The sequence below is a fragment of the Pseudonocardia petroleophila genome (genome assembly GCF_014235185.1).
Taxonomy (GTDB): Bacteria; Actinomycetota; Actinomycetes; order Mycobacteriales; family Pseudonocardiaceae; genus Pseudonocardia; species Pseudonocardia petroleophila.
The window spans coordinates 1,971,817-1,995,294 of sequence record NZ_CP060131.1 but is presented as its reverse complement, the minus strand read 5'-3'; the positions used below and the strand labels follow the sequence as shown (position 1 = coordinate 1,995,294).

25 protein-coding genes are annotated in these 23,478 nt (G+C 73.7%); 7 read left to right on the top strand and 18 right to left on the bottom strand.

Annotated elements, in window-relative coordinates:
* Positions 1-54 precede the first annotated feature (54 nt).
* Together H6H00_RS10055 and H6H00_RS10050 are read left to right on the top strand one after the other, a co-directional pair.
* Complete coding sequence (locus H6H00_RS10055; RefSeq protein WP_185721023.1) at positions 55-363, top strand: antibiotic biosynthesis monooxygenase family protein; 309 nt, start codon at positions 55-57, stop codon at positions 361-363.
* A 71-nt stretch (positions 364-434) separates the two neighbouring features.
* Complete coding sequence (locus H6H00_RS10050) at positions 435-1,196, top strand: SIR2 family NAD-dependent protein deacylase (RefSeq protein ID WP_185721022.1); 762 nt, start codon at positions 435-437, stop codon at positions 1,194-1,196.
* On the opposite strand, the gene H6H00_RS10045 is transcribed toward H6H00_RS10050, so the two are convergent.
* Entirely contained in the window at positions 1,162-2,643 is a 1,482-nt protein-coding gene (locus H6H00_RS10045; RefSeq protein ID WP_185721021.1) for an ankyrin repeat domain-containing protein, read from the bottom strand. The two genes, H6H00_RS10050 and H6H00_RS10045, sit on opposite strands and share 35 nt — an antisense overlap.
* A 143-nt stretch (positions 2,644-2,786) precedes the next feature.
* Between H6H00_RS10045 and H6H00_RS10040 the strand changes: the two genes are divergently transcribed.
* A complete protein-coding gene (locus tag H6H00_RS10040) occupies positions 2,787-3,626 on the top strand; it encodes an endonuclease/exonuclease/phosphatase family protein (protein ID WP_185721020.1) in 840 nt (279 codons plus the stop codon).
* Here H6H00_RS10040 and H6H00_RS10035 read toward each other — a convergent pair.
* From H6H00_RS10035 to exaC, 3 genes are all read right to left on the bottom strand, one after another.
* Positions 3,623-4,216, bottom strand: coding sequence for a cysteine hydrolase family protein (locus tag H6H00_RS10035; protein ID WP_185721019.1), 594 nt, complete (start codon positions 4,214-4,216; stop codon positions 3,623-3,625). The genes H6H00_RS10040 and H6H00_RS10035 overlap by 4 nt on opposite strands.
* Before the next feature lie 65 nt (positions 4,217-4,281).
* A complete protein-coding gene (locus H6H00_RS10030) occupies positions 4,282-4,659 on the bottom strand; it encodes a DUF779 domain-containing protein (protein ID WP_185721018.1) in 378 nt (125 codons plus the stop codon).
* The gene (gene exaC, locus H6H00_RS10025) at positions 4,659-6,182 is read right to left on the bottom strand and encodes an acetaldehyde dehydrogenase ExaC (protein WP_185721017.1); all 1,524 of its coding nucleotides are present in this window, start codon (positions 6,180-6,182) and stop codon (positions 4,659-4,661) included. Before exaC ends, H6H00_RS10030 begins: the two co-directional genes overlap by 1 nt.
* Before the next feature lie 166 nt (positions 6,183-6,348).
* On the opposite strand from exaC, the gene H6H00_RS10020 reads away from it, so the two are divergent.
* The gene (locus H6H00_RS10020; RefSeq protein WP_255425668.1) at positions 6,349-7,809 is read left to right on the top strand and encodes a GAF domain-containing protein; all 1,461 of its coding nucleotides are present in this window, start codon (positions 6,349-6,351) and stop codon (positions 7,807-7,809) included.
* 12 nt (positions 7,810-7,821) lie between these two features.
* Here H6H00_RS10020 and H6H00_RS10015 read toward each other — a convergent pair whose 3' ends face one another.
* Entirely contained in the window at positions 7,822-8,691 is an 870-nt protein-coding gene (locus H6H00_RS10015; RefSeq protein ID WP_185721016.1) for an alpha/beta fold hydrolase, read from the bottom strand.
* A gap of 65 nt (positions 8,692-8,756) precedes the next feature.
* On the opposite strand from H6H00_RS10015, the gene H6H00_RS10010 reads away from it, so the two are divergent.
* A complete protein-coding gene (locus H6H00_RS10010; protein WP_185721015.1) occupies positions 8,757-9,461 on the top strand; it encodes a helix-turn-helix transcriptional regulator in 705 nt (234 codons plus the stop codon).
* A gap of 4 nt (positions 9,462-9,465) precedes the next feature.
* Here the strand turns inward: H6H00_RS10010 and H6H00_RS10005 are convergent, their stop codons facing one another.
* From H6H00_RS10005 to H6H00_RS09995, 3 genes are read right to left on the bottom strand one after another with little or no spacing between them, the layout of a single operon-like run.
* Positions 9,466-10,323 (bottom strand): SMP-30/gluconolactonase/LRE family protein, encoded by an 858-nt coding sequence (locus H6H00_RS10005; RefSeq protein ID WP_185721014.1) that lies wholly within the window; start codon positions 10,321-10,323, stop codon positions 9,466-9,468.
* Entirely contained in the window at positions 10,316-11,011 is a 696-nt protein-coding gene (locus H6H00_RS10000) for an alpha/beta fold hydrolase (protein ID WP_185721013.1), read from the bottom strand. The genes H6H00_RS10005 and H6H00_RS10000 overlap by 8 nt, the downstream gene beginning before the upstream one ends.
* The gene (locus H6H00_RS09995) at positions 11,008-11,487 is read right to left on the bottom strand and encodes a pyridoxamine 5'-phosphate oxidase family protein (RefSeq protein WP_185721012.1); all 480 of its coding nucleotides are present in this window, start codon (positions 11,485-11,487) and stop codon (positions 11,008-11,010) included. Before H6H00_RS09995 ends, H6H00_RS10000 begins: the two co-directional genes overlap by 4 nt.
* Positions 11,488-11,537: 50 nt before the next feature.
* Between H6H00_RS09995 and H6H00_RS09990 the strand changes: the two genes are divergently transcribed.
* Entirely contained in the window at positions 11,538-12,182 is a 645-nt protein-coding gene (locus tag H6H00_RS09990; RefSeq protein WP_185721011.1) for a winged helix-turn-helix transcriptional regulator, read from the top strand.
* On the opposite strand, the gene H6H00_RS09985 is transcribed toward H6H00_RS09990, so the two are convergent.
* The 10 genes from H6H00_RS09985 to H6H00_RS09940 all read right to left on the bottom strand — a co-directional run bounded on the left by H6H00_RS09985 (position 12,168) and on the right by H6H00_RS09940 (position 22,837).
* Positions 12,168-13,163, bottom strand: coding sequence for a YihY/virulence factor BrkB family protein (locus H6H00_RS09985; RefSeq protein ID WP_221775845.1), 996 nt, complete (start codon positions 13,161-13,163; stop codon positions 12,168-12,170). The genes H6H00_RS09990 and H6H00_RS09985 overlap by 15 nt on opposite strands.
* A 70-nt stretch (positions 13,164-13,233) precedes the next feature.
* Positions 13,234-15,777, bottom strand: a complete 2,544-nt coding sequence (locus H6H00_RS09980) for an ATP-dependent Clp protease ATP-binding subunit (protein ID WP_185721010.1) — start codon at positions 15,775-15,777, stop codon at positions 13,234-13,236.
* 131 nt (positions 15,778-15,908) lie between these two features.
* A complete protein-coding gene (locus H6H00_RS09975) occupies positions 15,909-16,253 on the bottom strand; it encodes a histone-like nucleoid-structuring protein Lsr2 (RefSeq protein WP_185721009.1) in 345 nt (114 codons plus the stop codon).
* Between the two features lie 76 nt (positions 16,254-16,329).
* On the bottom strand, positions 16,330-17,784 hold the full coding sequence (lysS, locus tag H6H00_RS09970; protein ID WP_185722310.1) for a lysine--tRNA ligase: 1,455 nt from the start codon (positions 17,782-17,784) through the stop codon (positions 16,330-16,332).
* A 130-nt stretch (positions 17,785-17,914) separates the two neighbouring features.
* Complete coding sequence (locus H6H00_RS09965; protein ID WP_185721008.1) at positions 17,915-18,742, bottom strand: type III pantothenate kinase; 828 nt, start codon at positions 18,740-18,742, stop codon at positions 17,915-17,917.
* Between the two features lie 5 nt (positions 18,743-18,747).
* Positions 18,748-19,155, bottom strand: coding sequence for an aspartate 1-decarboxylase (gene panD / locus H6H00_RS09960; RefSeq protein WP_185721007.1), 408 nt, complete (start codon positions 19,153-19,155; stop codon positions 18,748-18,750).
* Between the two features lie 10 nt (positions 19,156-19,165).
* The gene (panC, locus tag H6H00_RS09955; protein WP_185721006.1) at positions 19,166-20,041 is read right to left on the bottom strand and encodes a pantoate--beta-alanine ligase; all 876 of its coding nucleotides are present in this window, start codon (positions 20,039-20,041) and stop codon (positions 19,166-19,168) included.
* Positions 20,038-20,934, bottom strand: coding sequence for a Rossmann-like and DUF2520 domain-containing protein (locus tag H6H00_RS09950; protein ID WP_185721005.1), 897 nt, complete (start codon positions 20,932-20,934; stop codon positions 20,038-20,040). The genes panC and H6H00_RS09950 overlap by 4 nt, the downstream gene beginning before the upstream one ends.
* 249 nt (positions 20,935-21,183) lie before the next feature.
* Positions 21,184-22,263, bottom strand: coding sequence for an inositol-3-phosphate synthase (locus H6H00_RS09945; RefSeq protein WP_185721004.1), 1,080 nt, complete (start codon positions 22,261-22,263; stop codon positions 21,184-21,186).
* 13 nt (positions 22,264-22,276) lie between these two features.
* On the bottom strand, positions 22,277-22,837 hold the full coding sequence (locus tag H6H00_RS09940) for a PadR family transcriptional regulator (protein ID WP_185721003.1): 561 nt from the start codon (positions 22,835-22,837) through the stop codon (positions 22,277-22,279).
* Between the two features lie 198 nt (positions 22,838-23,035).
* Here H6H00_RS09940 and H6H00_RS09935 point away from each other — a divergent pair, with 198 nt between their 5' ends.
* Positions 23,036-23,431 carry a DUF5318 domain-containing protein gene (locus H6H00_RS09935; protein ID WP_185721002.1) on the top strand — a complete coding sequence of 132 codons (396 nt, stop codon included), beginning with the start codon at positions 23,036-23,038 and terminating at the stop codon, positions 23,429-23,431.
* Positions 23,432-23,478: the final 47 nt, after the last annotated feature.

Here is a 23,478-nt window from a genome sequence, read left to right as displayed (position 1 = left end):
GCCCGGGTCACCGTTCCGTAAGCGGATCCCACCCGCCCGGCTAACCTGGACGGCATGTCCGTTGTGAAGATCAACGCCATCGAGGTCCCCGACGGCGCGGGCCCCGAGCTGGAGCAGCGGTTCGCCAACCGCATGCACGCCGTCGACGGTCAGCCCGGGTTCGAGTCCTTCGAGCTGCTGCGTCCGGTCGCCGGGGAGACCCGCTACTTCGTGATGACGCACTGGGCCGACGAGGAGTCGTTCCAGGCGTGGATGAGCGGGTCGGGGATGGCCGCGCACGCCGGCGAGCGGGCGCGTCCGGTCGGGACGGGATCGGCGGTGCTCGAGTTCGAGGTCGTGCAGCGCTCCGTCGCCTCGTCCTGACCTCCGTCATCGATCTCGACGCCGACCTCGACCGCGCCGCCGACCTGCTCCGCGGGGCGGGGGCGCTGCTGGTGTGCGCGGGGGCCGGGATCGGCGTCGACTCCGGCCTGCCCGACTTCCGCGGGCCCGAGGGGTTCTGGCGGGCCTACCCGCCGTACCGGGCGCTGGGGCTGCGCTTCGCCGAGATCGCCGACCCGGTGCACTTCCTCGACGACCCTGAGCTCGCCTGGGGCTTCTACGGCCACCGGCTCGGCATCTACCGCGCCACGGTCCCGCACCGCGGCTTCGCGGTGCTGCGCGCCTGGTCGCGCGCACGGCCCACGCGCGTGTTCACCTCCAACGTCGACGGCCAGTTCCAGCGGGCCGGCCTGACCGACGTCGCCGAGTGCCACGGCTCCATCCACCACCTGCAGTGCACGCTCGACTGCGGGCAGCCGGTGTGGCCGGCCGACGGGATCGCCGTCACGGTCGACGAGACGACGATGCGCGCGGTGTCGCCGCTGCCGCGCTGCCCGTCGTGCTCGGGGCTCGCGCGGCCGAACATCCTCATGTTCGGCGACGTCGAGTGGGAGCCGGCGCGCTCGGGCCTGCAGATGGCCGCGCACCGCGCCTGGCTGCGCGAGCACCGCACCGACCTCGCCGTCGTCGAGATCGGGGCGGGCACGGAGATCCCGACGGTCCGGCGCGAGGCCGAGCTCGCCTCCGCGGCCACCGGGGCGCTCGTCCGCATCAACCCCCGCGAGCCCGACGTGCGGCACGGCCGCGGGGTCGGTCTCGCGGCCCCCGCGGCCGCCGCGCTCAGCGCCCTGGACGAGCGCGTCCGAGCACGCTGACCAGCTCGGGGTGCCCGGCGTGCCCCGCCCACTCGGCGGGGGTGGCGGCGAAGCGCCCGTCGCGGACGGTGGGGTCGGCGCCCAGGTCCAGCAGCAGCCGGGCCAGGTCCACGGCGCCCCGGCCCGCGGCGTGGTGCAGCGCCGTCTCCCAGCCCTGCTCCGACGGGACGTCGGTGCGGGCACGGGCGGAGACGTCCCAGCCCAGCTCGACCGCGAGCCGCACGGCGTCGGGCCCGGCCGCGACGGCGGCCCACACGACGAGCCCCGGGCGTGCGGCCCTGGCCCGGGCCAGCACGTCGGGGTCCGGCACCGCCGACCGGTCACCGGCGAGCACCGCGGCGAGGACGCGCTCGGTCGGCTCGAGCGGGACCGCGGCCCCGAGCCGCTCCAGGAGGTCGGCCACCGCGAACCGCCCGCTGGTGAGCGCCACGGCGTACGGCGGGCGCTCGGCGACCCCGTAGCGGCCGGGCAGCGGGGCCAGCAGGTCGACGCCGTGCTCGGCGAGCAGCGCGACGCGGCCGACGAGGTCGTGCGTCACCGCCCAGGACAGCTGCTGGCGCAGCAGCTCCGCCGGGCTGTCCAGGGCGGAGCCCAGCCGGCGCCGCCACGGCCCGCCGTCGCCGTGGCCCAGGCCGGCGGCGAGCAGGATCTCCAGGTGGTCGTCGGCGGGGTCGAACATGCGGTTGTAGAGGGCCTGGGCGTCGTTGGGGTCGGCGCCCGCGTCGAGCAGGACGCGGGCGAGCGCGTGCTGGTGCGGGTGCGGCGGCTGCCCGCCCTCCCCTCCCCCGAACGCGCCGGTGAGCAGCGTGAACGGCGACGGCAGGCCGTGCCAGAGGTAGCCGGTGTCCGGGTCGGCGCCGTGGTCGAGCAGCAGTCGGGCGGTCGCGACGACGGCATCGCGGCCGGGTGCCGGGTCGTGCCGGGCGAACACCAGGTACGCGATCGGCGGCCAGCGGTGCGGACCACCCTCGCGCACGGCGAGGCCCGGATCGGCGGTGAGCAGGCGGGCCACCTCGTCGACGTCGGCCCGGGCGGCGGCCACCCACACGTCGCCGCGGGCGATGCCGGGGTGCGCGTCGAGCACGGCGGCCGCGGTGGCCTGCAGCGGCCCGTCGGCGCCGCCGAAGGTGAGGCACACGCGGCGCAGGAACTCCGTGGCCGGGTCGTCCGACGGGGGCGCGGTGTCCGGGGCGCGGCGGTGCTCGGCGACGATCCCGACGTGGCGCACCATGGCGGGCCAGCTCGGGAAGCGGTACAGGCGGGCGAGGACGAGCTGGGCGGCGTGCAGCGGCCAGCGCGCCGGATCGGCGGGGGCGCCGTCGGGATGGAGTTCGGCGACGAGGTCGAGCGAGCCCGGCCAGGCCGCGCGCACGCTCGTCTGCAGGTCCCGGGCCTGCTTGCGGAGCTGACCGAGGTCGGGGTCGTCGGGCAGGGGGACGGTCGGCATGGCGACCTCCTTCACACGGCCCGCGGTCCGCGACGCCGGCCGGAAGGAGGTGGTGGTCCGGGCCGTACGGGGAGTGCTCCCGTGGGGCTCTGCCCTGCCCGCGGACCGGTGGCGTACGGGAACGCCGGGGCCGAGGATAGTGGGTGCCCGTGAAGACGTCGATCGTCGACCGGTTCCCCGCGGTCCTGCTGCTGGCCTGGCGACCGCACCTGACCGTCGCGCTGCTGGCGGCGGCCGTCGCGGGGGCGTCGCGGGCGTGGGGCGGTGCCGCGGCGGCCGCGGCGCTGGCCGTCGCGGCGCCCGCGGTGCTGCACCGGCGACCGGCCCCGACCCCGCCCCCCGCGGACGGGGACGTGGTCGTCCTCGTCCTCAACGTCTGGCACGGCCGCGCCGACCCCGCCGCTCTGGCCGCGCTGATCGGGCGCGAGCGGCCCGACCTCGTCGTGCTGCCGGAGGCGGGGCACGCCTACTGCGGGCGGATCCTCGAGCGGGTCGCGGGCTACCGCGGCGTCGCGTCGCTCCAGCCCGGGCGGCGCGACGGGTGGGGCGTCACGGTGCTGGCCGGGCCGCGCGCCGCCGGCGTGGCGATGGAGCCCGGGCACGCGATGCGGCTGCCGCACGTCCGGGTCTCCGGGGGCCTGCTCGGGCACCGGGCGCTCTACGCCGTGCACACCACCGCCCCGGCCCGCCTCGGCGTCGTGCACGACTGGCGCCGCGACCTGCGCGTCGCCGCCGGGTGGAGCGCGGAGGGGGCGATCGTCGCGGGCGACATCAACGCCACGGTCGACCACCGCCTGCTGCGCGCGGTCGGGCCGAGCGCGGGCCCGCTGGGCGCGGGCACGTGGCCGGCCCGGCTGCCGCGCTGGGCGGGCATCCGGATCGACCACGTGCTGCTGCCCGACGGTGCGGTGTCCACCGGCGCGTCCGTGCACGACGTGCCGGGCAGCGACCACCGGGCCGTCGTGGCGCGGGTCCGGCTCTAGTCCGGGATGCCGGCCGAGGTCGGGACCACGATCCCGAACAGGTCGGAGATCGCCGCGAGGCTGGTGGCCTGCAGGACCGACGCCGGCACCGGTTCGCCGTCGACGCCGGGGAGCGCGCGGGTGGCCGTCGCCCCCGCCACCACCGACGGGCGGTGGCCGAGGCTGAACGCGCCGCGGGCCGTCGAGTTGATGCACATGTGCGTCATGAACCCGGCGAGCACGAGGTTGCTGCCGGGGGCGAGCCGGTCGTTCAGGTCGGTCGCCGTGAACGAGTTCGGGTAGTTCTTGACGATCACCGGCTCGCCGTCGCGGGGCGCGACGCGGTCGACGATCGCCCCGATGTCGGCACGCACGTCGTAGGCCGACCCCTCGCCCGAGTCGTGCTGGATGTGGATGACCGGGATCCCCGCGGAGCGGGCCCGGTCGAGCAGCGCGGCCGCCTCGTCGATGGCCGGCTGCACGTCCTCCAGCTCCATCACGCCGCGGGTGTAGGTGTTCTGCAGGTCGACCATGATCAGCGTGGACTCGGCAAGGCTCGCCGGTTCCTTCGGCAGGCCGACCAGTGTGCGCAGGGTCGTGGGCTCGGACATGGTTCCTCCGGTACTCGTGCGCGGATACGGCTGCCTGGGCAACCGTATCCGCGCACGGGGTGGTGTCATCCGCCGTTCAGCTCCGCCGACTCCTCGTCGGAGAGCAGCCGGGAGCGGATCATGAACCGGACGCCCTCCGGCGCCTCGACCGAGAACCCGCTGCCGCGGCCCTGCACGACGTCGACGGTGAGGTGCGTGTGCTTCCAGTACTCGAACTGCGACTCCGACATGTGGAAGCCGATGGGCCGCTCCAGCCCGTCGACGACCAGGTCGCCGAGATGGACGTCGGATCCGCCGAGCCTGAAGTCCCCGTCCGGGTAGCACATGGGCGAGCTGCCGTCGCAGCACCCGCCGGACTGGTGGAACATCAGCGGGCCGTGGGTCCGCGTCAGCCCCACGAGGAGGTCCGCTGCGGCGGGCGAGAGCGCGACCCGCTCGGCCATCAGAAGAAGCCCTGGGCGTTCTGCGAGTAGCTGACCAGCATGTTCTTCGTGTTCTGGTAGTGGTCCAGCATCATCTTGTGGTTCTCGCGACCGATGCCGGACTGCTTGTAGCCGCCGAACGCCGCGTGCGCCGGGTAGGCGTGGTAGTTGTTCACCCAGACCCGGCCGGCCTGGATGTCGCGGCCCGCCCGGTAGGCCACGTTGCCGTCGCGCGACCAGACGGCCGCGCCGAGTCCGTAGAGGGTGTCGTTGGCGGTCCGGACAGCGTCGTCATAGTCGGCGAAGCGCGCCACCGAGACGACCGGCCCGAAGATCTCCTCCTGGAAGATCCGCATCGAGTTGTCGCCCTCGAAGACCGTCGGCTGCACGTAGTAGCCGCCGGACAGCTCGCCACCGAGGTCGGCGCGCTCGCCGCCGGTGAGGATCTTCGCGCCCTCCTGACGGCCGATGTCGATGTAGGACAGGATCTTCTCGAGCTGGTCGTTGGACGCCTGCGCACCGATCATGGTGTCGGTGTCGAGCGGGTGGCCCTGCTTGATCTGCTCGGTGCGCTTGACCGCGTCCTGCAGGAAGTCGGTGTAGATGCCGCCCTGGATCAGCGCGCGCGACGGGCAGGTGCAGACCTCGCCCTGGTTGAGGGCGAACATCGCGAAGCCCTCGAGCGCCTTGTCGTAGAAGCTGTCGTTCTGCGCCGCCACGTCGTCGAAGAAGACGTTGGGGCTCTTGCCGCCGAGCTCCAGAGTGACCGGGATCAGGTTCTCCGACGCGTACTGCATGATCAGCCGGCCGGTGGTGGTCTCGCCGGTGAAGGCGATCTTGCGGATGCGCTTGTTCGACGCCAGCGGCTTGCCGGCCTCCACGCCGAACCCGTTGACGATGTTCAGCACGCCCGCGGGCAGCAGGTCGCCGACGAGCTCGTTGAGCACGTGGATCGACGCCGGGGTCTGCTCGGCCGGCTTGAGGACGACCGCGTTGCCCGCCGCGAGCGCCGGGGCGAGCTTCCAGATCGCCATGAGGATCGGGAAGTTCCACGGGATGATCTGGCCGACGACGCCCAGCGGCTCGTGGAAGTGGTAGGCGATCGTGTCGGCGTCGATCTCGGAGATGCCGCCCTCCTGCGCGCGGATCGCCCCCGCGAAGTAGCGCAGGTGGTCGATCGCGAGCGGGATGTCGGCGGCCAGGGTCTCGCGGCAGGCCTTGCCGTTCTCCCACGCCTCGGCGATGGCGATGTGCTCGAGGTTCGCCTCGATGCGGTCGGCCATCTTGTTGAGGATGTTGGCGCGCTCGGCCACGGCGGTCCTGCCCCAAGCGGGGGCGGCCGCGTGCGCGGCGTCGAGGGCGAGCTCGATGTCCTCGGCCGTGCTGCGGGACACCTCGGTGAACGTCTGGCCCGTGATCGGCGTCGGGTTCTCGAAGTACCGCCCCGTGACCGGTGCGACGTACTCGCCGCCGATGAAGTTGTCGTAGCGGGGCTTGAAGGTGACGACACTGCCGGGGTCGCCCGGGTTCGCGTACGTGGCCATCTGGCTGGTCCTTCCACATCGTCGAGGGCAGGTGATGCCCGACACTAGGAAGACCGGGGTTGCAGGCGGGTTGCACGCAGATGCGGATCCCACCACCTGACCCATCCGCCAGTGCGATCCTGACTCAGGGTTGCCTTGACTGATCTGCAGGAGGACGATCGGGGCCGTGTCGGTCGACGACCAGGTGCAGCACGCCCGGACCCTCGCGCGCGTCCGGGAGGCGGCCCTCGCCGGTGACCGGTCCGGGCCCGCCCCGCGCGAGGTCGTCTCGGAGTCCTGGCGGCGGTCGCTGGCGGCGAGCGTCGACCCCGAGGAGCACGGCGGCCCGCCGCACGTCTACTCCCCCGCCGAGGTCGGCGGCATCCGCGACGGCCACCCGCTCGCGGCGGTCGTCCCGGTGCTGCGCGACACGCTCGTCTCGATCGCCGACGAGGCGATGCACATGATGATCGTGACCGACGCGCAGGGGCACATCCTGTGGCGCGAGGGCCAGCGCGACGTGCTGCGCCGCGCCGAGGGCGTCGGGCTGGTGGAGGGGACGCGCTGGACCGAGGACAGCATCGGCACCAACGCGATGGGCACCGCACTCGCCGCCGACCGGGCGGTGCAGATCCACTCCGCCGAGCACCTCGTCCGGACCTACCACAGCTGGACCTGCGCGGCCTGCCCCGTGCACGACCCCGACTCCGGCGAGGTGATCGGGGCCGTCGACGTCACCGGACCGGCGCGCACGTTCCACCCCACGACGCTCGCGCTCGTCGTGGCGGCGGCGCGGCTGGCCGAGGGCCACCTCGCCGCCCGGCTCGCGATGCGTGACGAGCGGCTGCTCGCGCGCAACCTCACCCACCTCATCGGGCTGCGCGACGAGCCGGGCGCCCTGCTCACCCCCGGCGGCCGGGTGCTCGCCGCCCAGCCGCACGGCTGGCTGCCCGCGCGCGTCGAGCTGCCGGCGGTGGGTGACCGGGTGGCGCTCGGCGAGGCGGGCGAGGGCGTGCTGGAGCAGCTCGCGGAGGGCTGGCTGATGCGGCTGCACCGCACCGGGTCGGCGCCGCGGCCGGTGCTGTCGCTGCCCTTCCTCGGGGCCGTCCGCCCGCTGGCCTGCCTCGACGGCGGGCACGTCCGGCTGACGCTGCGCCACGCCGAGGTGCTCACGCTGCTGGCCCTGCACCCCGACGGCCTCACCGCCGACGAGCTCGCCACCGCCCTGCACGGCGACGCGGGCAGGGCCGGCACGGTGCGGGCGGAGATGCACCGCCTGCGCGCCGCGCTCGGGGCCGGGGTCCTGCGCACGCAGCCCTACCGGCTCCGCGCCCGCGTCGACGCCGACTTCGTCGCGGTCCGGTCGGCGCTGGCCGAGGGCGACGTCCGCGGGGCCGCTCGCGCCTACCGCGGCCCGCTGCTGCCCCGCTCCGAGTCGCCCGGGGTGCGGGAGGAGCGGGAGCTGCTCGCCGTCGCGCTGCGGCGGGCCGTGCTCGACAGCCGCGACGTCGACGCGATGTGGGCGCTGTCGGAGACCGTCGACGGCGCCGACGACCCCGAGCTGTCCCAGCGCCTGCTCCGCGCTCTCCCCCCGCGCGACCCCCGCCGCCCCGTCCTCACCGCCCGCCTGACCATCGCCGCCCCGTGAGCGGCACCCGGGTCAGCCCGTGAGGTGGGCGAGGACCTCCCGCCAGAACGGGACGACGAGCAGGTGCCCGACGTCCGGCAGCACCTCGAGGCGGGCCGCGGGCAGGACCTTCCCCCACCACCGCCCGTGGTCCGGGCCGACCGCGGCGTCGGCGGCGCCGTAGCCCAGCAGCACGTCGGCCCGCACGTCCGCGGGGTCGAAGCCCCACGGGGCGAGCGTGTAGCCGCCGACGTCCGCGGCCAGGCCGGCCGCCCCCTGCCGCACTGCCGCGTCGAGCATCGCGCGCAGCCGCTCGGTCACCCCGGGAGCGGCGAGCGGGACCGCGTCCGCCGTCGCGTCCGCGACGTGCGTGAGCAGGGCGTCGCCCGTCGTGTGCTCGAGCATCTGCGCGAACGCGCCGTCGAGCGCCGCACGGGCGTCGGGCTCGGGCCGGCCGCGCAGCTGGTCGATCATCGCCCCGAACTCGCCGTACCAGGGCACCTCCTCGTCGGGGGCGGGCGTGCCGACCACGGCGACGCGCCCGGCCAGCTCGGGCCGCCCGGCCGCCACGGCGAGGGCGACGCGCCCGCCGGCCGACCATCCCGCGAGCCCGGCCGTGCCGCCCGCGGGGAGCACGTGGTCGAGGACGGCGGCGGCGTCGTCCGCGGCCAGGTCGACGGTCACGAGGCCCGGGACCGGGTCGGACCGGCCGTAGCCGGGCCGGTCCGGGGCGATCAGCCGGACGCCCGCCGCGGCCGTCGCCGCCGGGTCGGGGTCGAACGCGCCCGAACCCGGGGCCGGGTGGGAGAACAGGACGATCGGCGCGCCGGCCGGGGCCTCGGGGGTGAGCTCGTGGACGGCGACGCGTCGGCCGTCGGGACGGTCCAGGTGCCAGATGGTCATGGGACCAGGGTGACGAGGGGTCGGTGACACCGTGGTGTCACCGGTTCCGGGGCATCCTCGTCCCCGTGAACCGCACCGAGCGCCTCTACGCGATCGCCGAGGAACTGCGCGCGGCCGGACCGGCCGGGCGCACCGGCGCCTGGCTCGCACGCCGCCTGGAGGTCTCGACGCGCACGATCAAGCGCGACGTCGACGCGCTCCTGCAGGCGGGCGTGCCGCTGTGGGCGCAGTCCGGCCCCGGCGGCGGGTACGTCCTCGCCGCCGCCGCCGCGCTGCCGCCGCTGAACCTCACCGGCGCCGAGGCCGCGGCGATCGCGGTGGCACTGGCCGCCCTGCCGACCCTGCCGTTCGCCGCCGACGCCCGCACCGCGCTGAGCAAGGTCCTCGCCGCCATGCCGGACGCCGAGCGGGCCCGGGCCGAGTCGATCGCGTCCCGGCTGTGGCTGCGCATCCCGGAGCAGCCGCCGCGCCCGGCCGTCGCCCGCGTGCTCGACGAGGCGGTGCGCCGCCGCCTGGTCACCGTCCTGCGCTTCGCCGACCGGCACGGCACCGTCACCGAGCGGGCCGTCGAGCCGGCCGCGCTGGCCGCCACCGGCGGGCACTGGCACCTGCTGGCCTGGTGCCGGCTGCGGCAGGGCCCGCGCTGGTTCCGCACCGACCGCATCCTCGCCGCGCACCTGACCTCGGAACCGGCGCCCGAGCACGACCCCGCGACGGTCTTCGGCACCCCGCCCGACGACGCCCGCCCCGTCGACCTGCACCGCGGATAGCGCGTCAGCCGCCCGGCCACCCCGCCCGGGGCTCCGGCGCGTCCGCCACCAGGATCCGGCCGGTGCGGTCCGCGAGGGCCGACTCCACGCCCTCGACGCCCCGCCAGTCGGCGTCGCACAGGAACAGCGACCGCCCGTCGGGCCCGCCGAGCATGGCCGCGAAGCCGAACTGCTCCTGCGGTACGCGGTGGGTGACCTCCCCGTCCAGCACCCGTACGCAGACGTCGCCGCCGGTCGCCCCCGGCTCCTTGGCCGCGTGCGCCCACACCGCCCCGGCGGCGTCGAGCGTGATCCCGTCGGGCCCGAGGCCGTCGGCCCACGTGCGGCGCCCGGACAGCCCGCCGTCGGCGTCGACGTCGTACGCCGTGATGCAGCCCGCGAAGGACTCCGCGACCAGCAGCGTCCGCCCGTCGGGGGTGATGACCATGCCGTTGGGGAACCGCAGCCCCTCGGCGACGCGGCGGACCTCCCCGTCGGGACGGACCAGGTCGATCCAGCCGGGCGAGGGTGCGTCGCCGCCGAGGAAGTCGAACGCGAACCCGTTGACGTAGGCGTTGCCCGCGCCGTCGACGACGATCTCCGCACCGCCGACGCCCTCGGCGTGCGGGACGACGGTGCCGTCGGGTTCGTGGCGCAGCAGGCGCTCGCCGGTGACGAGCATCCGCCCGTCGGGCAGGAAGTCGAACGACCAGCCCAGGCCGTCCGGGCCCGCGGCCACCACCTCGGCCCGCCCCTCCGGGTCGACGGCGACGATCTCGCCCGCGCCCCAGTGGGCGAACCACAGGCGGCCGTCGTGCCAGCGCGGCGACTCGACGTAGGCGAGGCCGTCGAGCAGCACGCGGGGCCGGATCAGCTCAGACATCGGACGCTCCATCGGTGGTCGAGACGAGGTAGTCGGCCAGCTCGGCCGGGCGCGACAGGGCGACGAGGTGGCCGCCGGGCAGCACGTCGGGGTCGATCCCCAGGCGTTCGCGGGCGACCCGGCGCTGGAAGTCGACGGGGAAGAAGCGGTCGTCGCGGGTGGCGAGCACCCGCGTGGGGACGTCCGGCCACGCGTCGAGCGGCCAGGTGCCCGCGAAGATCCCGTCCTCCTGCTCGAAGGGCCGCGCGAACGCCGCCTCGGTGACGTCGGGAGGGACGTCGTGGAACATCGTCTCCCGCTGGTCGGGGTCGGCCTCGAGGTCGCGCCCGTCGCGCTCGGCGGCGGCGGAGATCGCCGCCTCGAACCCGGTGGTGTCCCACCAGGAACCGAGCGGCTCGCCCGGCAGCGGGATCATCGCGTTGACCAGCACCAGCCCGGCGGCGTCCAGCGGCCCGCAGGCCAGCGGGGCGCTGAGCCCGCCGAGCGAGCTCCCCACCAGCACGACGCCGGTGCGCCCTCCCGCCGCCGCGACGATCGCGGTCGCGTAGTCGGCGACCCCCGCGTCCGGGTCGCCCGACGGAAGGTCGACGGCGACCGCGCGGTGCCCGCGACCCTCCAGCTCCGCGACGACGCGGTGCCAGTACCAGGCCGACCCGCCCGCTCCGGGGACCAGCACGAACGTGCTCACCGTCCACGCTCGGCGAACCCGGCGGGGAAGCGGGTGCGGAAGTCGAGCGCGCCCACCCAGGTCGGGCGCAGACCGATCCGCACCATCCGGACGCCGGGCACGTCGATCTCGGCCCGCGCGGCGGCCGCGGACTCCGGACCGAGGTAGCGGACCTGCATCTGCGCGTACTCGGGCAGCACGCCGTCGACCTCGGTCAGCTCGACGCGCCCGCGCAGCAGCAGGACGTCGGGCGGCGGGCCGATCCTGTCGATCGTGACCGCCACGTCGGGCCGGGCCCGCAGCGCGGAGACCTTCGCCGTGCCCGCGAACGTGGCGAGCACGAGCTCGTCGCCCGTCCAGAGGAACCACATGGGCATGACCCGGGGGGTGCCGTCGGCGGCCGTGAGGGCGAGCCGGGCGGGCTCCGTCGAGGCGAGGAGGTCGCGGGCGAGGTCGGTGTCGAGGAGGGCGGTGTCGCCCTGTGTCGTCGTCGTCATACTCCTAGATTAGGAGTAACAACTCCTGAAGTGCAAGGTATAGTTGCGGCATGCGGAGCTACGACGATCCCTGCGGCGTCGCCCGGGCCCTCGACGCGGTCGGCGAGCGCTGGGCGCTGCTGGTCGTCCGCGACCTCCTGCTCGGCCCGAAGCGCTTCACCGACCTCGCCGCCGGGCTCGGCGGCATGAGCCAGAACGTCCTCGCCCAGCGGCTGCGCGACCTCGAGAGCCGGGGGATCGTGCGGCGTCGGGTGCTGGGGCCGCCGTCGGGTGCCCGGGTCTACGAGCTCACCGACGCGGGGTACGAGCTGGAGGAGACTGTGCTGGCCCTGGCGCGGTGGGGCAGCCGGGCCCCGCGGCACGAGCGGGCCGCGCTCACCGCCGACGCCTTCGCCCTCGCCCTGCGCACCACCTTCGACGCCGACGCCGCGGGCGGCCTGCGGGCCACGGTCGTCCTGCACCTGGGCCCCGACCGGTTCACCGCCGAGGTCGACGACGGGCGCTTCCGGATCTCCCGCGGCGAGGCCGCCGACCCCGACGCCGTGCTCGTCGCCGACGCCGCGACCGCGCAGGGGATCGTCTTCGGCGGCGCCGACCTGCCGGCCGGCGCGGTGCGCGGCGACCGCGCACTGGCCGCGCGCTTCGTGCGGCTGTTCCCACGGCCGGAGCCGCGCCGGGAGTCAGCGGCTGGGTGAGTCCGGGTGCTCGTCGAGCCCGTCGGGGATGCCGTCGTCGTCGCTGTCGGGCAGCAGCGGGTCGGGCCGACCGGCGCGCACGGCCTCCAGCTGCGCGGCCAGCGCGATCCCCGCCAGCAGGGCGATCCCGGTGAGGTTGGCCCAGATCAGCAGCGCCATCACCGCCGTCAGGGGGCCGTAGGTCTCGTCGAACCCGGCCGCGGCCACCACGTAGAGGGCGAGCAGGCCCGACGCGATCAGCCAGGCCAGCACCGTGACCGCCGCCCCCACCGCGAGCCAGCTCAGCTCCGGCTGCTTCCGCCGCGGCGCGTACCGGAACAGCAGCGTGACGGCGACGACGAGCAGCGCGAGCCCCACCGGCCAGCGGACGACGTCCCAGACCGTCTCCGCGGCGTCGCCCCAGTGGTAGACCTCCTCCAGCGCCTCGCCGAACGGCTCGCCCGCGACGATCAGCAGCAGCCCGGCCGCCATCGCGACGCCCGCGGTGGCCGTGAGCAGGGCCGCGTTGCCGTACTTGCGCAGGGCGGGCCGGTCGCGCTTGGTGCCGTAGATCCGGTTGGCGCCGCGCTCGAGCTGGGCGAACGCCGAGGTGGCCGCCACGAACGCCGTGAGCAGCCCCAGTACGACCACGACCTCGCCGCGCTCGCTGCCCTCGTCGTCGCCCGCGATGACGTCGGCGAGCAGGGCGTCGCTGCTCCCCGGGGAGATCGCGACGACGGTCCGCGCCACCACCTGCGCGATCGACTCCGCCCCGAGCGCGGTGGCGAGCCCGGCCCCGGCGATGACGAGCGGGACGGCGGCCAGCGCGAGCTGCAGCGCGAACGCCCGCGCGTGGCTGAACCCGTCGCCGTAGCGGAAGCGGACGAACGCCGTGGAGAACAGGTGCCCGAGGTGGTAGCGGCGCACGGTGTGCCAGGCGTCGTCGGCGGAGAGCTCCTCGCCCATCAGCTCGGTCTCCGGGACCGCACGCACCGAACTCACCAGCAGAACGTACGCGAACGGCCCGCCGGGACCGAAGTCCCGACGGGCCGTTCGCGGTGGTGCGGGGTGACTACTCGTCGCCCGACTTCGCCAGGTCGACCGGCGGGGAGTCGGGGACCATGACGGGCTTGGGCTCACCGCGGAAGGTGAACTTCGCCTTGTCGTCGGCGGCCTTCGAGTCCTCGGCGTCGGGGTCGATGCCCTCGACGTCGACGAGCACGATCTGCCCGGGCGAGATCTCCCCGAACAGGATCTTCTCCGACAGCTGGTCCTCGATCTCGCGCTGGATGGTGCGGCGCAGCGGCCGCGCGCCCAGCACCGGGTCGAAGCCGCGGCGGGCCAGCAGGCCCTTGGCGGCCGGGGTGAGCTCGATGGCCATGTCCTTGTTGGCCAGCGCACCCTCGACCCGGGTGATCATGAGGTCGACCATCGTGATGATCTGCTGCTCGGTGAGCTGGTGGAACACCACGATGTCGTCGATGCGGTTGAGGAACTCCGGGCGGAAGTGCTTCTTCAGCTCGTCGTTGACCTTCGACTTCATCCGCTCGTAGTTGGACTGCTCGTCGTTGTTCTGGGCGAAGCCCAGGCCGACGGCCTTGGAGATGTCCTGCGTACCGAGGTTGGACGTGAAGATGATGACGGTGTTCTTGAAGTCGACCGTGCGGCCCTGGCCGTCGGTCAGGCGACCGTCCTCCAGCACCTGCAGGAGCGTGTTGTAGATCTCCTGGTGCGCCTTCTCGATCTCGTCGAACAGCACCACCGAGAACGGCTTGCGACGCACCTTCTCCGTCAGCTGGCCGCCCTCCTCGTAGCCCACGTACCCGGGAGGGGCACCGAACAGGCGCGAGGCGGTGTAGCGGTCGTGGAACTCGCCCATGTCGATCTGGATGAGCGCGTCGTCCTCGCCGAACAGGAAGTTGGCGAGCGCCTTGGACAGCTCCGTCTTACCGACACCGGACGGGCCGGCGAAGATGAACGAGCCGGACGGGCGCTTGGGGTCCTTCAGGCCGGCGCGCGTGCGGCGGATCGCCTTCGCGACCGACTTGACGGCCTCCTCCTGCCCGATGATCCGCTTGTGGAGTTCGTCCTCCATCTTGAGCAGCCGGGAGGTCTCCTCCTCGGTGAGCTTGAAGACGGGGATGCCGGTCCAGTTGGCGAGGACCTCGGCGATCTGCTCCTCGTCGACCTCGGCGACGACGTCGAGGTCGCCCGACTTCCACTGCTTCTCCCGCTCGCCCTTCTGGGCCAGGAGCTGCTTCTCCGAGTCGCGCAGGTTCGCGGCGCGCTCGAAGTCCTGCGCGTCGATCGCCGACTCCTTGTCGCGACGGACTCCTGCGATCTTCTCGTCGAACTCGCGCAGGTCCGGCGGCGCGGTCATCCGGCGGATGCGCATCCGGGCGCCGGCCTCGTCGATCAGGTCGATCGCCTTGTCCGGCAGGAAGCGGTCGGAGATGTAGCGGTCGGCCAGCGTGGCCGCCGACACCAGGGCACCGTCGGTGATGGTGACGCGGTGGTGCGACTCGTACCGGTCGCGCAGACCCTTGAGGATCTCGATGGTGTGCGTGACGGTCGGCTCGCCCACCTGGATCGGCTGGAAGCGGCGCTCCAGCGCGGGGTCCTTCTCGACGTACTTGCGGTACTCGTCGAGCGTGGTGGCGCCGATCGTCTGCAGCTCGCCGCGGGCCAGCATCGGCTTGAGGATGCTGGCGGCGTCGATCGCGCCCTCGGCCGCGCCCGCCCCGACGAGGGTGTGGATCTCGTCGATGAACAGGATGATGTCGCCGCGCGTGCGGATCTCCTTGAGCACCTTCTTGAGGCGCTCCTCGAAGTCACCGCGGTAGCGGGAACCGGCGACCAGCGAGCCCAGGTCGAGCGTGTAGAGCTGCTTGTCCTTGAGGGTCTCGGGGACCTCGCCCTTGATGATGTTCTGGGCCAGGCCCTCGACGGCCGCGGTCTTGCCGACGCCCGCCTCACCGATCAGGACCGGGTTGTTCTTGGTCCTCCGGGAGAGGACCTGCATGATCCGCTCGATCTCCTTCTCCCGGCCGATGACCGGGTCCAGCTTGCCCTCACGGGCCTGCTGGGTGAGGTTGCGACCGAACTGGTCGAGCACCAGCGACGAGCTGGGGGTGCCCTCGCCACGGCCACCGGAGGCGCCCTCGGCGGGCTCCTTGCCCTGGTAGCCGGAGAGCAGCTGCAGGACCTGCTGGCGGACCCGGTTGAGGTCGGCTCCCAGCTTGACCAGGACCTGCGCCGCGACACCCTCGCCCTCGCGGATCAGGCCGAGCAGGATGTGCTCGGTGCCGATGTAGTTGTGGCCGAGCTGGAGCGCCTCGCGCAGCGAGAGCTCCAGGACCTTCTTGGCCCGCGGCGTGAACGGGATGTGCCCGCTCGGTGCCTGCTGGCCCTGGCCGATGATCTCCTCGACCTGCTGCCGGACGCCCTCCAGGGCGATCCCGAGGGACTCCAGGGCCTTGGCGGCCACTCCCTCTCCCTCGTGGATGAGGCCGAGGAGGATGTGCTCGGTGCCGATGTAGTTGTGGTTGAGCATCCGGGCCTCTTCTTGGGCCAGGACGACAACACGCCTTGCTCGGTCGGTGAACCTCTCGAACATTTCGTCTCCTCGCCTGCTGCGCCGTGCTACGCGCCTGCCCCACTGTATCGGGCGGGCCCGGGTGCGCGCCTCCGTTGCGGACAGCACGTACGTGGTCGTCGCAACATGCGACGGTCACGCGGCATTCCGCCTCAGTTCTCCCGGTGGTAGGCCTCGAGCACCTCGGAAGGGATCCGGCCCCGGTCGGACACCTTCATCCCGTGGCTGCGCGCCCACTCGCGGATGGCCTGGTTCTGCTCGCGGTCGATCACCGGACGGCGCGCGGCGGGCGCCGCGGCGGAGCCGCGCCGGCCCCGGCCACCGGCGACCTTCCGCGCCGACGCCACGAATTCGGCGAACGCGTCGCGCAGTCGTCCCGCATTGTCCGACGAGAGGTCGATCTCGTAGCTCTTCCCGTCGAGGGAGAACTCGACGGTCTCGTCCGCGGACTTCCCGTCCAGGTCGTCGACGAGCCGGATCTCCTTGACCTGCGCCACCGCGAGGCTCCGTTCCTGTTGTCCTGCACGGCGGTCCTGCCGTTCCCGGACAACATACCTACTCGCGCGTAGCGGCCTACTCGGCTCGCACCAACGGGTACAGGATCGTCTCCCGGATACCCGTTCCGGTGAGCGTCATCAACAACCGGTCGATCCCCATTCCCATACCCCCGGTGGGGGGCATTCCGTACTCCATCGCGCGCAGGAAGTCCTCGTCGATCTGCATCGCCTCGACGTCGCCGGCTGCGGCCAGCAGCGACTGCGCGGTGAGCCGTTCGCGCTGCACGACGGGGTCGACGAGCTCGGAGTACGCCGTGGCCAGCTCGGTGCCGAAGACGATGAGGTCCCAGGCCTCGGCCAGGCGCGGGTCGCTGCGGTGCTGCCGGGTCAGGGGGCGGACCTCGACCGGGTAGTCGCGCACGAACGTGGGTTCGCGCAGGGTGTGCTCGACGAGCTTCTCGAACAGTTCCAGCACGATCTCGCCCGCGCCCCAGGAATCCTTGAGCTCGACCTCCCGGTCGGCCGCGATCTTCTGCAGTTCGGCCACCGACGTGTCCGGGTTCACATCCGTTCCCACGGCTTCGGCCACCGCATCGTGGAGCGTGACGGAACGCCACTCGCCACCGAGATCGTGTTCGGAGCCGTCGGCGTGCCGGACGACCGTGGAACCGAACACGGCGCGTGCGCTCTCGACCACCAACCGCTGCGTGAGATCCGCCATGTCGTCATAGGTGGCGTAGGCCTGATAGGCCTCCAGCATCGCGAACTCGGGCGAGTGCGTGGAGTCGATCCCCTCGTTCCGGAAGTTGCGATTGATCTCGAAGACCCGCTCGATGCCGCCGACCACGCAGCGCTTGAGGAACAGCTCCGGCGCGATGCGCAGGTACAGGTCCGCGTCGAGCGCGTTCGCGTGCGTGACGAACGGGCGCGCGGTGGCCCCGCCGTGCTGCAGCTGCAGCATCGGGGTCTCCACCTCGACGAACGACGCGTCGTGCAGCACGGAGCGGACCGTGCGCACCACCTCGGAGCGCGTCCGCACCATCTCGCGGGCCTGCGGCCGCACGATGAGGTCGACGTAGCGCTGCCGCACCCGCGTCTCCTCGGACAGCTCGCGGTGCGCCACCGGCAGCGGCCGCACCGACTTCGCCGTCATCGCCCAGGCGTCGGCCATCACCGACAGCTCGCCGCGCCGCGAGGTGGCGACCTCGCCGTGCACGAACACGTGGTCGCCGAGGTCGACGCTCGCCTTCCAGCGCGTCAGCTCCTCCTCACCGACGAGCGCCAGGCTCAGCATCGCCTGCAGCTCGGTGCCGTCGCCCTCGCGCAGCGTGGCGAAGCAGAGCTTGCCGGTATTGCGCAGGAAGATCACCCGACCGGTGACGCCGACGACCTCGCCGGTGGCGGTGTCGGGCTCCAGGTCGGGGTGGGCGTCGCGGACCGCGCGCAGGCTCGTGGTGCGCTCGACGGCGACCGGGTAGGGGTCGACGCCCGCGGCGAGCATGTCCGCCCGCTTGGCCCGGCGCACCCGCATCTGCTCGGGCAGCTCGTTCTCGGGGGCGTCAGGCGCGTCGGTGCTCACCGCCCAAGGTTAATGAGGGCGGCATCCGGGACTCCCGGCGGTAGCCTCCCGCCCGTCTCCGACGCCCCACCCGTGCCGGCCGTCACCGACGGGCGGCGGGCCGTCCGGCTGCCGTGACGGCGGGCGCCTCGGCGTTGCGCAGGTAGGTCAGGCGCAGGCCGACCAGCGTCAGGTCCGGGACGTACTCGGTGATCGTGTCGGACACCCCGGTCATCAGCGGGGCGAGCCCGCCGGTGCCGAGCACCGTCACCGGGCCGGCCTTCGGGCCGAGCTCGGCGAGGATCCGGCGGACCAGCCCGTCGACCTGGCCGGCGAAGCCGTAGAGCACGCCGGACTGCAGGCACTCCACGGTGTTCTTGCCGATCACCGACCGCGGCGCGACGAACTCGACGGTGCGCAGCGCGGCCGCGCGCGCGGCGAGGGCGTCCATCGAGATCTCGATGCCCGGGGCGAGCGCGCCGCCCAGGAACTCCCCCTTCGCCGAGACGACGTCGATGTTCGTCGACGTCCCGAAGTCGACGACGATGCACGCCGTGCCGAACATGCGGTGCGCGGCGAGGGTGTTCATGACCCGGTCGGCGCCGACCTCGCGCGGGTTGTCGACCAGCAGCGGCACGCCGGTGCGCACCCCGGGCCCGACGACCACGGCCGGGTCCCCGCGGCGCTCGATGAGCAGGCGCAGCTCGCGCAGCAGGCTCGGCACCGTCGACAGCGCCGCCACCCCCGTGACCCGGTCGGCGTACCGGCCGAGCAGCGCGCCGAACGCGACCTCCAGCTCGTCGCCGGTCATCCGCGGGTCGGTGCGCATCCGCCAGTCGCGGACCAGCGCGGGGCGCACCTCGTCGGGATCGCCGTCCGGGTAGACGCCGAGCGCGATCTGGGTGTTGCCGACGTCGACGCAGAGCAGCACGGGGGCTACGCCGCCCCGGACAGCAGCCCGGAGCCCTCCGGCGCGTGCGCGGGGTCGGAACCCAGCTCCACGATCCGGTTGGCCCCGTCGACGAACACCACCCGCGGCGCGTACGCCGCCACCTCGGCCTCGTCGAGCTGGCCGTAGGCGATGAGGATGACGAGGTCGCCGGGGTGCACGAGGTGCGCGGCCGCACCGTTGATCCCGATGACGCCGCTGCCGCGGGCGCCCGGGATCACGTAGGTCTCCAGTCGGGCGCCGTTGGTGATGTCGACGATCGCCACCTGCTCGCCCTCCAGCAGGCCTGCGGCGTCCATCAGGTCGCGGTCGACGGTGACCGAGCCGACGTAGTGCAGGTCGGCCTGCGTCACCGTCGCGCGGTGGATCTTGGAGGTCATCATCGTGCGGAGCATGGCCGTCCCCCTAGAGCTGGATGGTGATGTTGTCGATGAGTCGGGTCGTGCCCAGCCGCGCGGCGACGAGCAGCCGCGCCTTCCCCTGCTGCACGTCGGGCCGCAGGTCGGGGTCGCGGAGCTCGAGGTAGTCGAGCTCCAGCGCCGGCTCCTCCGCGAGCACGGCCCGCGCCGCCTCCAGGACGGCGTCGGGCCCGTGCGCCGAGACCGACGCCCCCGCCCGCAGCGCCCGCTGCAGGGCGGACGCACGGGGGCGGTCGGCGTCGGAGAGGTAGGCGTTGCGGCTCGACAGCGCCACGCCGTCGCCCTCGCGGACGGTCGGGACGCCGACGACGTCGAGCGGGAAGTCCAGGTCGCGCGCCATCTTCCGCACCAGCACGAGCTGCTGGTAGTCCTTCTCCCCGAAATACGCGACGTCCGGAGCGACGACGTGGAACAGCTTCGACACGACCGTCAGCACCCCGGCGAAGTGCCCGGGGCGGACCGCGCCCTCCATGACGGACCCGAGCGCGCCCGGCGCGACGGTGGTGTCGGCCCCGTCCGGGTACATGGCCTCGACCCCCGGGGTGAAGACGAGCTCGACGCCCTCCTCGCGGCAGATCTCCAGATCGGCCTCGAGCGGGCGCGGGTAGCGCTCCAGGTCCTCGCCCGCACCGAACTGCAGCGGGTTGACGAAGATCGACACGACCGTCACCGACGCGCCCTTGGCCAGCCGCGCGTGCCGGATCAGCTCGCGGTGGCCCGCGTGCAGCGCGCCCATCGTGGGCACGAGCGCGATGCGCCGCCCGGCGCCCCTGAGCGTGCGGGTGACGGCGTGCAGGGCCGCGGGATCGGCGTGCACGGTGAGCTGCCCGGCGGTGAACCCCCGGGGCTTGGTACTGGTCACTGGGGGTCCTCCTGCAGGGTGCGCAGCACGTCCTGCGCGGCGTGGTCGGGGAGCATCCCGGCGGCCTGCGCGCGGTGCGCGGTCCGGGAGGCGAGCGCGCGGTAGGTGCGCGCGAGATCGGGGTCGACGGCGTCGAGCTCGCGGAGGTGGACCGCGACGGTGCCGGCGTCACCGCGGGCGACGGGCCCGGTGAGCGCGCGGTCGCCGTGGCGCAGCGCGTTGTCCAGCGCGGCCGAGAGCAGCGGGGCGATGAGCCGCTCGGCGGGGCGGATCCCGGCGCGGTCGAGCAGGTCGGCGCAGTCGCGCACGAGCGTGACCAGGTGGTTCGCCCCGTGCGCGAGGGCGGCGTGGTAGAGCGGGCGGACGGCCTCGGGCACCCGGACCGGCTCCGCCCCCATCTCGACGACGAGCGCCTCGCCGACGCTCCAGCCCACCTCGTCGTCCTCGGTCGCGGTCACCCCGACGCACGCGCCGTGCAGGCGGGCCACGTCCTCGCTGCGGCCGGTGAACGTCAGCACCGGGTGCAGGGCCAGCGGCAGCACCCCGTGCTCGACGGCGGGCGCGAGCACGCCGACCCCGTGCGCCCCGGAGGTGTGCACGACGATCTGGCCCGGACGGAAGCAGCCCGCGGCCGCGAACCCGCGGACCAGTCCGGGCAGCACGTCGTCCGGCACCGCGAGCAGCGCGAGGTCGGCGCCCGCGACGACGTCGTCGGGCGCCTTCAGCGGCACGTCCGGGAGCAGCGCCTCCGCGCGGCGGACCGAGTCGCGGGAGACCCCGGAGGTGGCGACGACGTGGTGGCCCGCCGCGGCCAGCGCGGCCCCGAGGACGGCGCCCACCCGCCCGGCGGAGACCACTCCGACGGCGAGCCGCGCAGGACGGCCGGCAGCCATTGCCACTCCTCACACCCGTTCCAGTCCCGCGGGCGGGTACCGGACGTCGCGCCGCCGTCGTCGGCGGCGCGAGCACAGGCTAGGGCCAGCCGCCCGTCACCGACGAGCCGCGGTGACGGGCTTCACCGGTGGTGCGGGCGACCGGGGGGGTTCGCGGGCGGCCCTGATCGCAGCATGGCCACCTTCACGCAACCTGGTTGCGTGAAGGTGGCCATGCTGCAAAGCGGGGGTGGGGCCGCGATGCGGGGGTCAGTCGTCCCGGTCGCCCCGGATGAAGTCCTCGACCGCGTCGCGGGCCTCGCTGTCGCTGTACTGCACCGGCGGGGACTTCATGAAGTAGCTGCTCGCAGACAGGATCGGGCCGCCGATACCACGGTCCTTCGCGATCTTCGCGGCGCGCACGGCGTCGATGATGATGCCCGCCGAGTTGGGCGAGTCCCAGACCTCGAGCTTGTACTCCAGGCTCAGGGGGACGTCGCCGAACGCGCGGCCCTCGAGGCGGACGTAGGCCCACTTGCGGTCGTCGAGCCAGGCGACGTAGTCGGACGGTCCGATGTGGACGTTGTCCTTGCCCATGTCGCGGTCGACCTGCGAGGTGACCGACTGCGTCTTGGAGACCTTCTTGCTCTCCAACCGCTCGAGCTCCTTCATGTTCAGGAAGTCCATGTTCCCGCCCACGTTGAGCTGCATCGTGCGGTCGAGCTGCACGCCGCGGTCCTCGAACAGCTTCGCCAGCACGCGGTGGGTGATGGTGGCGCCCACCTGGCTCTTGATGTCGTCGCCGACGATCGGCACGCCCGCGGCGCGGAACTTCTCGGCCCACACGGGGTCGGAGGCGATGAACACCGGCAGCGCGTTGACGAACGCGACGCCCGCGTCGATCGCGGCCTGGGCGTAGAAGCGGTCGGCCGACTCGCTGCCGACGGGCAGGTAGGACACGAGCACGTCGGCGCGGGTCTCGCGGAGCACCTGCGCGACGTCCACGGCCTCCTCGTCGGACTCGGTGATCGTCTCGCGGTAGAAGCGGCCGAGCCCGTCGAGCGTGTGGCCGCGCTGCACCGGCACGTCCAGCGGCGGCACGTCGGCGATCTTGATGGTGTTGTTCTGGCTGGCGCCGATGGCCTCCGACAGGTCGCGGCCGACCTTCTTGGCGTCGACGTCGAACGCGGCGACGAACTCGATGTCGCGGACGTGGTAGCCGCCGAAGTCGACGTGCATCAGGCCGGGGACGCGCTGGGTCGGGTCGGCGTCGGCGTAGTACTGCACGCCCTGGACGAGCGACGCGGCGCAGTTGCCGACGCCGACGATGGCCACACGAACCTGGCTCATGGCCGGCTCCTTCTCACTCGGGGTGGTGTTCGGGGGCGTCGCGGTGCTCTGCCCGTTCGTTCTCGATCAGTTCGTTGAGCCAGCGGACCTCGCGCTCGGACGAGTCGAGCCCGAGCTGGTGCAGCTCACGGGTGTAGCGGTCGATCTGCTCGCCGGCCCTGGCCAGCGCGGAGCGCAGACCCTCCCGGCGCTCCTCGACGGCCCGGCGCCTGCCCTCGAGGATCCGCATCCTGGCCTCGGCGGGGGTCCGCGAGAAGAACGCGAGGTGGACGCCGAAGCTCTCGTCGTCCCAGGTCTGCGGCCCGGAGTCGGCCAGCATCTCCGCGAAGCGCTCCTTGCCCTCCGCGGTGATCCGGTAGACCTTCCGGCCGCGGCGCGACCAGGCACCCGGCTCGGACTCCGGACCGGTGTCCTCGACGATGAGGCCGGCCCGGGTCAGCCGGCGCAGAGCCGGGTAGAGGGAGCCGTAGGAGAACAGCCGGAACCCGCCCAGCCGGACGCCGAGCTGCTTGCGCAGCTCGTAGCCGTGCGCGGACGCCTCGTGGAGCAGGCCGAGGATCGCCAGCTCCAGCACCCGGACCCCCTCCTGTCGCCATGACCGGCCTCTGCGCCGTTGTTCCGCCCCATCATATCGCCGCGATACATCTGCGCGACGGGTCGAGACACTCGTCACTCCGCGCGGAACCGATCACCCGCCGATCACCGACCGCTCGACGGCGCGGTCACCGGGCGTTCTCCCCACCCCGTACGACGGCCCGCGTACCCTGACCGGGTGCGCACCCAGCGACAGGTGGTCGACTACGCGTTGCAGCGCCGGGCGCTGCTCGCCGACGTCGAGGCCGGCCGGGTCGGCACGGCGTCGGTCTGCGACGCCGGCCCGTACCTGCTGCGGGCGGCCCGCTTCCACGGCGAGCAGACCGACCTGCCCTGTCCGGTCTGCCGCCGGGAGAACCTGACGAACGTGTCGTGGATCTTCGGCGACGCCCTCAAGCACGCGTCCGGCTCGGCCCGCAAGCCGGCCGAGCTCGACGAGCTGGCCGCGCGGTACGACGACTTCTCCGTCTACGTGGTCGAGGTCTGCCGGAGCTGCAGCTGGAACCACCTCGTCCTGTCCTACGCACTGGGCACCGGAGCCCCCGCCAAGCGACGCCGGACCGCGGCCGAGTGAACTCCCCACACTCGCGGCGCGTGTACCGGACACCCCCGATCCACAGG

Coding starts and splice junctions, on each gene's coding strand:
- H6H00_RS10055 (WP_185721023.1), top strand. CDS start 55: ATGTCCGTTGTGAAGATCAACGCCATCGAGGTCCCCGACGGCGCGGGC.
- H6H00_RS10045 (WP_185721021.1), bottom strand. CDS start 2,643: ATGCCGACCGTCCCCCTGCCCGACGACCCCGACCTCGGTCAGCTCCGC.
- H6H00_RS10035 (WP_185721019.1), bottom strand. CDS start 4,216: ATGTCCGAGCCCACGACCCTGCGCACACTGGTCGGCCTGCCGAAGGAA.
- H6H00_RS10030 (WP_185721018.1), bottom strand. CDS start 4,659: ATGGCCGAGCGGGTCGCGCTCTCGCCCGCCGCAGCGGACCTCCTCGTG.
- exaC (WP_185721017.1), bottom strand. CDS start 6,182: ATGGCCACGTACGCGAACCCGGGCGACCCCGGCAGTGTCGTCACCTTC.
- H6H00_RS10015 (WP_185721016.1), bottom strand. CDS start 8,691: ATGACCATCTGGCACCTGGACCGTCCCGACGGCCGACGCGTCGCCGTC.
- H6H00_RS10005 (WP_185721014.1), bottom strand. CDS start 10,323: ATGTCTGAGCTGATCCGGCCCCGCGTGCTGCTCGACGGCCTCGCCTAC.
- H6H00_RS09995 (WP_185721012.1), bottom strand. CDS start 11,487: ATGACGACGACGACACAGGGCGACACCGCCCTCCTCGACACCGACCTC.
- H6H00_RS09990 (WP_185721011.1), top strand. CDS start 11,538: ATGCGGAGCTACGACGATCCCTGCGGCGTCGCCCGGGCCCTCGACGCG.
- H6H00_RS09980 (WP_185721010.1), bottom strand. CDS start 15,777: ATGTTCGAGAGGTTCACCGACCGAGCAAGGCGTGTTGTCGTCCTGGCC.
- lysS (WP_185722310.1), bottom strand. CDS start 17,784: ATGCGGGTGCGCCGGGCCAAGCGGGCGGACATGCTCGCCGCGGGCGTC.
- panD (WP_185721007.1), bottom strand. CDS start 19,155: ATGCTCCGCACGATGATGACCTCCAAGATCCACCGCGCGACGGTGACG.
- H6H00_RS09950 (WP_185721005.1), bottom strand. CDS start 20,934: ATGGCTGCCGGCCGTCCTGCGCGGCTCGCCGTCGGAGTGGTCTCCGCC.
- H6H00_RS09945 (WP_185721004.1), bottom strand. CDS start 22,263: ATGAGCCAGGTTCGTGTGGCCATCGTCGGCGTCGGCAACTGCGCCGCG.